9 protein-coding genes are annotated in these 9,882 nt (G+C 60.3%); 5 read left to right on the top strand and 4 right to left on the bottom strand.

The genetic code is table 11. From position 1 onward, the window contains the following. Window positions 1-112 precede the first annotated feature (112 nt). Window positions 113-1,699 carry an ABC transporter substrate-binding protein gene (locus QMX98_RS27925; RefSeq protein ID WP_282411700.1) on the bottom strand — a complete coding sequence of 529 codons (1,587 nt, stop codon included), beginning with the start codon at window positions 1,697-1,699 and terminating at the stop codon, window positions 113-115. Between the two features lie 445 nt (window positions 1,700-2,144). On the opposite strand from QMX98_RS27925, the gene rpmB reads away from it, so the two are divergent. Together rpmB and rpmG are read left to right on the top strand one after the other, a co-directional pair. Beyond that, a complete protein-coding gene (gene rpmB, locus QMX98_RS27920; protein WP_007894701.1) occupies window positions 2,145-2,378 on the top strand; it encodes a 50S ribosomal protein L28 in 234 nt (77 codons plus the stop codon). 11 nt (window positions 2,379-2,389) lie between these two features. Further along, complete coding sequence (rpmG, locus tag QMX98_RS27915) at window positions 2,390-2,545, top strand: 50S ribosomal protein L33 (RefSeq protein WP_008150173.1); 156 nt, start codon at window positions 2,390-2,392, stop codon at window positions 2,543-2,545. Between the two features lie 183 nt (window positions 2,546-2,728). Here the strand turns inward: rpmG and QMX98_RS27910 are convergent, their stop codons facing one another. Continuing rightward, the gene (locus QMX98_RS27910; RefSeq protein WP_282411699.1) at window positions 2,729-3,091 is read right to left on the bottom strand and encodes a cupin domain-containing protein; all 363 of its coding nucleotides are present in this window, start codon (window positions 3,089-3,091) and stop codon (window positions 2,729-2,731) included. 238 nt (window positions 3,092-3,329) lie between these two features. Between QMX98_RS27910 and QMX98_RS27905 the strand changes: the two genes are divergently transcribed. Both QMX98_RS27905 and QMX98_RS27900 read left to right on the top strand, forming a co-directional pair. Next, window positions 3,330-4,823, top strand: a complete 1,494-nt coding sequence (locus QMX98_RS27905; protein WP_077748583.1) for an aldehyde dehydrogenase — start codon at window positions 3,330-3,332, stop codon at window positions 4,821-4,823. 155 nt (window positions 4,824-4,978) lie between these two features. After that, a complete protein-coding gene (locus tag QMX98_RS27900) occupies window positions 4,979-6,124 on the top strand; it encodes an MFS transporter (RefSeq protein WP_010465183.1) in 1,146 nt (381 codons plus the stop codon). A 167-nt stretch (window positions 6,125-6,291) separates the two neighbouring features. Here the strand turns inward: QMX98_RS27900 and QMX98_RS27895 are convergent, their stop codons facing one another. Together QMX98_RS27895 and QMX98_RS27890 are read right to left on the bottom strand one after the other, a co-directional pair. Then, window positions 6,292-7,860 (bottom strand): phospholipase D family protein, encoded by a 1,569-nt coding sequence (locus tag QMX98_RS27895; protein WP_042932478.1) that lies wholly within the window; start codon window positions 7,858-7,860, stop codon window positions 6,292-6,294. A 60-nt stretch (window positions 7,861-7,920) separates the two neighbouring features. After that, entirely contained in the window at window positions 7,921-9,354 is a 1,434-nt protein-coding gene (locus QMX98_RS27890; RefSeq protein WP_282411698.1) for a PLP-dependent aminotransferase family protein, read from the bottom strand. A 179-nt stretch (window positions 9,355-9,533) separates the two neighbouring features. On the opposite strand from QMX98_RS27890, the gene QMX98_RS27885 reads away from it, so the two are divergent. Then, the gene (locus QMX98_RS27885) at window positions 9,534-9,779 is read left to right on the top strand and encodes a DUF1127 domain-containing protein (protein ID WP_010465178.1); all 246 of its coding nucleotides are present in this window, start codon (window positions 9,534-9,536) and stop codon (window positions 9,777-9,779) included. The last annotated feature ends 103 nt before the right edge of the window (window positions 9,780-9,882 follow it).

Raw genomic sequence — 9,882 nt, 5'->3', positions numbered from 1 at the left:
GCTTGCTCCCGCTTGAGTGCGCAGCGCTCACAGGATCTTCAGGGCCGCTGCGCAGCCCGGCGGGAGCAAGCTCCCTCGCCACAGAGAAGCATTCGCGCAGCGTTTCCAAGCGTTACTTGAGGTTGACCTTGGAGTAATCCTGGCGACCAAACGGGCTGACCGAGTAACCCTCGACGTTCTTGCGCGTCAACGCGAACGCCGTCGGGTGGGCCAACGGCAGCCAAAGCGCCTGCTGCTGGATCTGCGCCTGGGCCTGTTCGTAAAGCTTGGTACGCACACCTTGCTCGCCGGTGGTCTTGCCGGCGCTGATCAGCTTGTCCAGGTCCTGGTTGCAGTAGCGGGCGAAGTTAGTGCCGGATTTGACCGCGGCGCAGGAAAACTGCGGCGTGAGGAAGTTGTCCGGGTCACCGTTGTCGCCAGCCCAACCCATGAACAGCAGGTCGTGCTCGCCGGCTTTGGCGCGGCGAATCAGCTCGCCCCATTCGATCACCCGTATTTCGGCCTGGATGCCGATTTCCGCAAGGTCCGATTGCAGCATTTGAGCGCTCAGGCTCGGGTTCGGGTTCAGCAGACTGCCGGAAGGTCGGGTCCAGATGGTGGTCTGGAAGCCGTCCTTGAGTCCGGCCTTGGCCATCAATGTCTTGGCCTTCTCGACGTCATGCGGATAACCGGGCAGGCCTTTGGCGTAGCTCCAGGTGTTCGGCGGGTACGGGCCGTTGGCGGGCTCGGCAGTGTCTTCGAACACGGCTTTGACATAGTTGGCCTTGTCGAAGGCGAGGTTGATCGCCTGGCGCACTTCAGGTTTGTCCAGCGGCGGATGTTGGCTGTTGATGCCGACGAACGCAGTCATGAAGGCGTCAGTCTTTTCCACTTTCAGGGTCGGTTCTTTCAGCGCGGCCTGTACGTCCAGAGGCTTGGGCGACAGGGCGATCTGGCACTCGTTGCGACGCAATTTCTGCAAACGCACATTGGCGTCCGGGGTGATGGCGAAGATCAGCGGGTCCACCGAAGGCTTGCCACGGAAGTAGTCCGGGTTGGCCTTGTAGCGAATCGAGGCATCTTTTTGGAAGCGGGTGAACACGAATGGGCCGCTGCCGATCGGCTGGCTGTTGAGCTTCTCGGGCGTGCCGGCCTTCAGCAGTTTGTCGGCGTATTCCGCGGAATAGATCGAGGCGAAGCCCATACTCAGGGTCGCGAGGAAGGTTGAGTCCGGGTGATCAAGGGTGAAGCGTACGGTCAGCGGGTCCAGTGCGTCGATCTTCTTGATCAGCGCCGGCAACTGCATCGATTGGGCGTGCGGGAAGCCGCTCTGGGCGACCTTGTGCCAAGGGTGCGCCGGGTCGAGCATGCGATCGAAGCTGAATTTGACGTCTTCGGCGGTCAGCTCGCGTGTCGGGCTGAAGTACTCGGTGCGGTGGAATTTCACCTGTGGGTGCAACTTGAACACGTAGGTCAGGCCGTCGGGGCTGACTTCCCAGCTGTCCGCGAGGCTGGCGACCACTTTACCGCTGGCGGTGTCGAAGTCCACCAGACGGTTCATCAGCACATCGACGGACGCGTTGGTGGTGGTCAGCGAGTTGTATTGCACCACGTCGAACCCTTCCGGACTCGCCTCGGTGCAGACGCTTAGGGCGGCGGCATGGGCCAGCGGGCTCAGCAGGAGCGGGGCGAACAACAGCGGTAGGGCAGCGAGGCGCATGGTCGGATTCCTTTACAGATCGAAGGCCCATCTGCAAGTGCAGTCTGGAAAAGGCTTACCCTAGTAGGCTCTTTTGCAAATGACTATCTCCTTTTTCATTTTAAGGAGAGTATGTGCGCTTGTTTTCGGTGATGCGGGCCGAGGAAAACCCGAAATCGGTCGGTTGACCGATTCTCTGCGACGAGCGGTCTTAATCGGCCACAGCCTTTATCCAAGGCGCTCGGCGCCCGAAAAATGGGGAATTTATAAAGTCCGCGCACACGGAATGTTGTTGCTCTCCAGTCTTTCTGGTATAAAGCAGCGCTCTTTTCTAGGGGCCCGGTTCCTTCACTGTAGGTGTAGCCGGTAAGACCTCTAAAGAAACGCGGCGCCTTGCGCCAAATGACTGAGAGATTAAGCGGCCAACCCATGCCGGGTTGGGCATGTGGTTTTAGAGGGCTGAGGCATGTCGAGAGTATGTCAAGTTACCGGTAAGGGTCCGGTGACTGGGAATAACATTTCCCACGCAAACAACAAAACCCGTCGTCGTTTCCTGCCGAACCTGCAGCATCACCGCTTCTGGGTTGAAGAAGAGAAACGTTTCGTGCGTCTGCGCGTATCTGCCAAAGGCATGCGTATTATCGACAAGCGTGGCATCACTGTCGTGCTGGCCGAAATCCGCAAAGCTGGCAAGATCTAAGGGAGCTAATCATGCGTGAATTGATTCGAATGATTTCTAGCGCCGGTACTGGTCACTTCTACACTACCGACAAGAACAAGCGTACTACTCCGGACAAGCTCGAAAAGCGCATGTTCGATCCGCGCGTTCGCAAGCACGTGATGTACAAAGAAGGCAAAATCAAGTAATTGATTTTTCCCTCTTACAAAAAAGGCCCGTATCGCGAGATACGGGCCTTTTTTGTTGCCTGCAGGTTATGGGTTGCCTGTTAGTGCCCCTTCGCGGGCAAGCCTCGCTCCTGCGGTGAGTCGCGTCCGATCTGTAGGCGCGAGGCTTGCCTGCGAAGAGGTCGGCCCGGCTAATACAAATCCTCAGGCCTTCTGTTCAAACGCCACATAAATCTTGCGGCACGGCTCCAGCACTTCCCAGGTGCCCCTGAACCCGGCCGGGATCACGAAGCGATCACCCGCACGCACGGTCTTGCTGTTGCCGTCGTTGTCGCGCAGCACTGAAACGCCCTGAATGATTTCGCAGTACTCATGCTCGGTGAAGTTCACATGCCACTGACCAACAGCGCCTTCCCAAACGCCCGCATTCAACTGGCCGCAAGGGCTGTTGTAGTGGTTGTAGACCACTTGCTCGGGGTCGCCCTTGAGGACTTTTGCCGGGTCCGGCCGATAGCGATCGGGTTGGGTGGTGGCCTGGCTGAAGTCGACGATATCCTGGATGCTCATTGTTGTTATCCCCCGTGATTGCGGCGCGGTTGGTTGGAAAGCCCAAAGTCTATGTTTATTAAAATGAACATCGCAAGGCCGTTTGCCGGCCTTATGTCAAATATATTGAAACTTCACCTGTCGCTGGTTTAGGGTGGCGGTTGCCTTGGGCCGAAAAATCAGGCTGGCTGGGCAGAATTCCTGACAGCGTCCGCGACGATCGTTGGGCGCTCGTATTCAACAAGAGGAGGACACTCGTATGACCACCCTGACTCGTGCCGATTGGGAACAACGGGCTCGCGATCTGAAGATCGAAGGCCGTGCCTACATCAATGGCGAATACACCGATGCCGTCTCCAGCGAGACCTTCGAGTGCATCAGCCCGGTCGATGGCCGTCTGCTGGGCAAGATTGCCAGCTGTGACGCCGCCGACGCCCAGCGCGCCGTTGAAAACGCCCGCGCCACCTTCAATTCCGGCGTCTGGTCGCGCCTGGCACCGACCAAGCGCAAAGCCACCATGATCCGTTTCGCCGGCCTGCTCAAACAGCACGCCGAAGAGCTGGCGCTGCTTGAAACCCTGGACATGGGCAAGCCGATCAGCGATTCCCTGTACATCGACGTTCCCGGCGCGGCGCAAGCCCTGAGCTGGAGCGGTGAAGCCATCGACAAGATCTACGACGAAGTCGCCGCCACCCCGCACGATCAGCTGGGTCTGGTGACTCGCGAACCGGTCGGCGTGGTTGGCGCCATCGTGCCGTGGAACTTCCCGTTGATGATGGCCTGCTGGAAACTCGGGCCGGCGCTGTCCACCGGTAACTCGGTGATCCTCAAGCCATCGGAAAAATCCCCGCTGACGGCCATTCGCATTGCTGCGCTGGCCGTCGAAGCCGGCATTCCGAAAGGCGTGCTTAACGTTTTGCCGGGTTACGGTCACACCGTCGGCAAGGCCTTGGCCCTGCACAATGACGTGGATACGCTGGTGTTCACCGGTTCGACCAAGATCGCCAAGCAATTGCTGATCTACTCCGGCGAATCGAACATGAAGCGCGTCTGGCTCGAAGCGGGCGGCAAGAGCCCGAACATCGTGTTTGCCGATGCCCCGGACCTGCAAGCCGCAGCTGAAGCGGCGGCCGGTGCCATTGCCTTCAACCAGGGCGAAGTCTGCACTGCTGGTTCGCGTCTGCTGGTCGAACGCTCGATCAAGGACACCTTCCTGCCGCTGGTGATCGAAGCACTGAAAACCTGGAAGCCGGGCAACCCACTGGACCCGGCGACCAACGTCGGCGCGCTGGTGGACACCCAGCAGATGAATACCGTGCTGTCCTACATCGAATCCGGCCACGCCGACGGCGCCAAACTGGTGGCTGGCGGCAAGCGTACGCTTCAGGAAAGCGGTGGCACTTACGTTGAGCCGACGATTTTCGACGGCGTAAACAATGCGATGAAAATCGCTCAGGAAGAAATCTTTGGCCCGGTATTGTCGGTGATCGCGTTCGACACCGCCGAGGAAGCCATCGCGATTGCCAACGACACGCCTTACGGCCTGGCTGCTGCGGTGTGGACCAAGGACATTTCCAAGGCGCACCTGACCGCTCGTGCGCTGCGTGCCGGTAGCGTGTGGGTCAACCAATACGACGGCGGCGACATGACCGCACCGTTTGGCGGCTTCAAGCAATCGGGCAATGGCCGCGACAAGTCGCTGCACGCGTTCGACAAATACACCGAGCTGAAGGCGACCTGGATCAAGTTGTAAGCACCACGCAACGAAGATCCCCTGTGGGGGCGAGCCTGCTCGCGATGGCGGTGTGACAGTCAACATCCAGTGTTGAATGTTGTTCCGTTATCGCGAGCAGGCTCGCTCCCACATTGTTTTGTGCGGTGCCAAAAATATCCACAGGAGCGTGGAACATGCGTTGGGCGACTTATTTCGCCGTGTTGGCGTCTGTCTTGAGTGTTGGCCTGGCCCTGGGGGTCAGCATGCCGCTGGTGTCGTTTCGCCTGGAAAGCTGGGGCTACGGCTCGTTCGCCATCGGTGTGATGGCAGCGATGCCGGCCATTGGCGTGCTGCTGGGGGCGAAGATTTCCAGCCATCTGGCCTCGCGTCTGGGCACGGCCAATCTGATGCGTCTGTGCCTGTGGGCCGGGGCAGTGTCCATCGGCTTGCTGGCGCTGTTGCCGAGCTATCCGGTCTGGCTGGTGATGCGCCTGATGATCGGGGTGATCCTGACCCTGGTCTTCATCCTCGGCGAAAGCTGGATCAACCAATTAGTGATCGAACAATGGCGCGGACGATTGGTGGCGCTGTACGGCAGCAGCTACGCGCTGAGTCAGCTGGCCGGGCCGTTGCTGCTGGGCGTTCTGGGCACCGAACACGATTACGGCTTCTGGGTCGGCGTCGGCTTGCTCATAGCGGCGCCGCTCCTGTTGCTGGGCCGCAGCGGCGCACCGTCCAGTGAGGCTGCCAGCGTGACGTTTGGCGACTTGTGGGGCTTCTGCCGTGGCTTGCCGGCGATTGCCTGGGCGGTGTCGCTGTTCGCGGCGTTTGAAGCGATGATCCTGACCTTGTTGCCGGTGTATTGCCTGCGTCAGGGTTTCACCACGGAAATCGCCTTGGCGATGGTCAGCACCGTGGTGGTGGGTGATGCCCTGCTGCAATTGCCGATCGGCGCGCTGGCGGATCGCTTGTCACGCCGCACTTTGTTCACCGGGTGTGCAGTGGTGTTGCTGCTTTCGAGTCTGGCGATCCCGTTGCTCATCGATACGTTGTTGATCTGGCCGTTGTGGGTGCTGTTTGGCGCCAGCGCCGGAGGATTGTTCACCTTGTCGCTGATCCTGATCGGCGAACGCTATCGCGACGATGCACTGGTGCGAGCCAACGCGCACATTGCGCAGCTGTGGGGCATCGGTTGCCTGATCGGGCCTTTGGCGGCGGGTGCCGGCAGCCAATGGATCAGCGGGCATGCGTTGCCGCTGTTCATGGCCGCGGGGGCGTTCGGGTTGGTGATCTTACTGTCACGCCAAGGCGCGTTCGGTGGAGTTGCCGAACCGGCCTGAAACCCTGCACAAGCGTGTGGCGAGGGAGCTTGCTCCCGCTCGACTGCGCAGCAGTCGCCGATCGGAGCCCTCGTTCAGTCTGAATGAACGGGGGCTTCTGGTTTAGGGCCGCTTCGCGACCCAGCGGGAGCAAGCTCCCTCGCCACATTTGATTGATGGAAGCAACGCTACAACATCCGCTCAAGGCCGACCGCCGTGCTGAACCAGGAATTGAAGCGGCGCCATAGACTCCCTGGCTCCTTGGTCAGCGTGTGCATTTTGCCGTCATCCTCCGTCACCCAGACGATCCGGTCATTCTCCAGTTTCACCTGATAGCTCAAGGGCGGCGCCATACCCTCCATGGCCGCTCTACGCACATGCGCGGCGAGTTCGGGGCTGTCCACCAGCACGCCGACTTCGGTGTTCCACAGCACCGAGCGTGGATCGAAGTTGAATGAGCCGATGAAGGATTTCTGCTGGTCGAAGATCATCGCCTTGCTGTGCAGGCTGGAATCGGAACCCCGGAAGGACTTGCTGTAGAAAATATGCGGCCCGCTGCCGCCGCCTTCGCCGGGCTGGCGGCGCAGTTCGTACAGCTTCACGCCATGTTCCAGCAGCGCCCGGCGATAAGGCGCGTAACCGCCGTGCACGGCCGGCACGTCCGTGGCTTCAAGCGAGTTGGTCAACAAACTCACCGACACCCCGGCGTCGGCCCGGCCGGTGAGGTAGACCAACCCCGGCTGCCCCGGTACGAAGTAAGCCGAGATCATGATCAGTTCTTTGCTGACGCCCGTAAGCTCCGGCGCCAGTTGCGTGGTCAGCAACAAATGGGGGTCAGGCTCGCCGTCCGACAAGACCTTGCTCGGTGCATCCCACAGCGCCTGGTTCCAGGCCCAGATCAGCTCCCGGCGCCAGATGTCCATGCGTGGCTTTGTGGTGTAAGTCATCAACTGCTGATAGAGCGCATGATTCTGCTTGCGGGTCTCTTCCAGGGATTCTTCCAGGCGCGTGCGGGTATTTTGCAGGTCCTTTTGCGTCGGTCTGCTCGACAGGAACTCGTCGATCGGTTTGCTCAGCGCGCTGTTCCAGTACTGGTCGAAGCTGTGGCCAAGCTGTTCCGCCACCGGTCCGACGCCGAGCATGTCGATGTCGGTGAAATTCAGGTTGGGCTCGGCATCGAAGTATTCGTCTCCCAGGTTACGGCCGCCGACGATGGCCGCACTGTTGTCCGCCAGCCACAACTTGTTGTGCATGCGCCGATGTTGCAGCGACAGGTTGAACAAGCGGCCCATGGTGCGCGTCACGCCCGTGGCGCGGCCCAGGTGCAGCGGGTTGAACAGGCGGATCTGGATCTGCGGGTGCGCAGCGAGGGTCGCGATGATCCAGTCCAGGCCGTCGCTGGTGGTGTCATCGAGCAGGATTCTCACCCGCACGCCGCGATCCGCAGCCTTGAGTAATTCGTCCGCCAGCATCCGCGTGCTGATGCCGTCATGCACGATGTAGTACTGCAAGTCGAGGCTGCTTTGGGCATTGCGGATCAGCTCGGCACGGGCCATGAAGGCTTCGCTGCTGTTGGACAGCAAGCGAAAGCCGGACCTGCCCTCGTGAGGTGCGGCCTGGGCCTGGATCGAGCGACCGAACGCCGAATCGCTGGCGGGTAAAGCCTGGCTCGGTTCGCGTTGAACGTCGAAGCTGGCGCAACCGCCCAGAAACGAGGCGAGTAGCAGAAGAGCAAGTAGGGGCTGTCTGACTCTCACGTAGGAACGTTCCGATTGGCGGCAAAGGTCGGTATATGGACGCTGTATTCCTGAGAAAGGTCAGTCGGTGATGTGGTCCGTTTCTGCCAGCAGTTTGATCGCTGCGGCGCCGACCTTGCGCACGGCTTCTTCGATCAGCGGTGTTGGCTTGGCAGCGTAGTTCATCCGCAGGCAGTTGCGGTACTTGCCCGAGGCGGAAAAGATGCTGCCGACGGCAATCTGTACGCCTTGATCGTGCAGGGCGCGATTCAGTTTCAAGGTGTCAAAGCCGTCCGGCAGCTCAACCCACAACATGAAGCTGCCTTGCGGGCGACTGGCGCGGGTGCCGGCGGGGAAATAGCGCGTGACCCAGTCGATCATCAGGTCGCGACTGCGTTGGTATTGCGTGCGCATCCGCCGCAAATGCGGTTCGAAATGCCCGGCCTTGAGAAATTCGGCAATCGCAATCTGCGGTTGCGGCGCGGAAGAGCCGGTGCTGATGTATTTCATGTGCAGCACCCGTTCCAGATAGCGTCCGGGCGCGACCCAGCCAATGCGCAGCCCGGGTGCCAGGGTTTTGGAAAAGGAACTGCACAGCAACACGCGGCCGTCTTCGTCGAAGGATTTGATCGTGCGTGGGCGCGGGTAGCTGTAGGAAAGTTCGCCATACACATCGTCTTCGATAATCGCTACGTCGAAACGCTGTGCGAGCGTCAACAAGGCGCGTTTGCGCGATTCCGGCATGATGTAGCCCAGCGGGTTGTTGCAGTTGGGCGTCAACTGTATGGCCTTGATCGGCCATTGCTCCAACGCCAGTTCGAGCGCATCGAGGCTGATCCCGGTGATCGGGTCGGTGGGGATTTCCAGGGCTTTCATGCCCAGGCCCTTGAGGGTCTGCATGGCGCCGTGAAAGCTGGGCGAGTCCACCGCCACGATGTCCCCCGGCTCGCAAATCGCACGAATGCTGGTGGACAGCGCTTCATGGCAGCCGGTGGTCACCACCAGGTCGTGGGCGGTCAATTGGCACCCGGAATCGAGCATCAGGCGAGCAATCTGTTCGCGCAGTTCGAGGGTGCCGTAGATGTTGTCGTAATACAGACCGGGCATGTCCTGGCGACGGCTGATGCGCGCCAGGTTGCGCAGCAACGGTTTCATGGTCGGCGTGGTGATGTCCGGCATGCCGCGGCCCAGTTGCACAACGTCCTTGCGCGGGACGGCGCGGATCAATTCCAGCACCTGATCCCACTGCGAAATATCCACCGGACGCTGGGCCGGACGGCCGATGGCCGGCAGCTCCGGCAATTCGCGGCCCACCGGTACGAAATAGCCGGACTTTGGTTTGGGGGTCGCCAGCCCGCTGTCTTCCAGCACGCGATAGGCCTGCTGCACCGTGCTCAGGCTGACCCCGTGCTCGACACTCAACGCCCGCACCGACGGCAGCCGGTCACCGGGGCGATAGAAGCCCTGTTCGATACGGGTGCCGAGCAATTCGGCGAGGTTGACGTAAAGGGTCATGGCGCAGTCTCGATGCGGGTGATTCGGTTAACCAGTACAGATGGGGCTAAATTATCGGATTCAGACGCTGAATCGAAGAATCTGTATGGGGTTAATACAGTCTCGTTGAATCTGTAATGCTTTTTGCCGTCCGCGCATCATGAAAGCTCTGGCTACCCAAGTAAACAGGAGCAATCAAAATGAACGGCTTGAGCGATGTGCGGCTGACGTTACACAGTCAGGAACTGGCGGCAGGGCAGAAAAACGGTGCGCGCGAGGCAGTCATGCGCAATGCGCCGTCCGGCCTGAGTCGCTGGGGACTGTTCTGGCATCGTCTGCACACGCGCAAGGCGTTGCTGACGCTCACGCCCGAGCAACTCAGGGATGTGGGGTTGAGTCGGGAGCAGGCGCGGGAGGAGGGGCTTAAGCCTTTCTGGCGGATCTGAGTTTTGCGGTGTTCTGGAGGGCCTCTTCGCGGGCAAGCCTCGCTCCTACAGGGTTAGTGTCGATCTTCCGACCGACGCATAACCTGTAGGAGCGAGGCTTGCC

Source organism: Pseudomonas sp. PS02303 (assembly GCF_029959925.1).
Taxonomy (GTDB): Bacteria; Pseudomonadota; Gammaproteobacteria; order Pseudomonadales; family Pseudomonadaceae; genus Aquipseudomonas; species Aquipseudomonas mandelii.
The sequence above is the reverse complement of the archived record's forward strand: the minus strand, read 5'-3'. Positions and strand labels throughout refer to the sequence as shown.

Coding starts and splice junctions, on each gene's coding strand:
- QMX98_RS27925 (WP_282411700.1), bottom strand. CDS start 1,699: ATGCGCCTCGCTGCCCTACCGCTGTTGTTCGCCCCGCTCCTGCTGAGC.
- rpmB (WP_007894701.1), top strand. CDS start 2,145: ATGTCGAGAGTATGTCAAGTTACCGGTAAGGGTCCGGTGACTGGGAAT.
- rpmG (WP_008150173.1), top strand. CDS start 2,390: ATGCGTGAATTGATTCGAATGATTTCTAGCGCCGGTACTGGTCACTTC.
- QMX98_RS27910 (WP_282411699.1), bottom strand. CDS start 3,091: ATGAGCATCCAGGATATCGTCGACTTCAGCCAGGCCACCACCCAACCC.
- QMX98_RS27905 (WP_077748583.1), top strand. CDS start 3,330: ATGACCACCCTGACTCGTGCCGATTGGGAACAACGGGCTCGCGATCTG.
- QMX98_RS27900 (WP_010465183.1), top strand. CDS start 4,979: ATGCGTTGGGCGACTTATTTCGCCGTGTTGGCGTCTGTCTTGAGTGTT.
- QMX98_RS27890 (WP_282411698.1), bottom strand. CDS start 9,354: ATGACCCTTTACGTCAACCTCGCCGAATTGCTCGGCACCCGTATCGAA.
- QMX98_RS27885 (WP_010465178.1), top strand. CDS start 9,534: ATGAACGGCTTGAGCGATGTGCGGCTGACGTTACACAGTCAGGAACTG.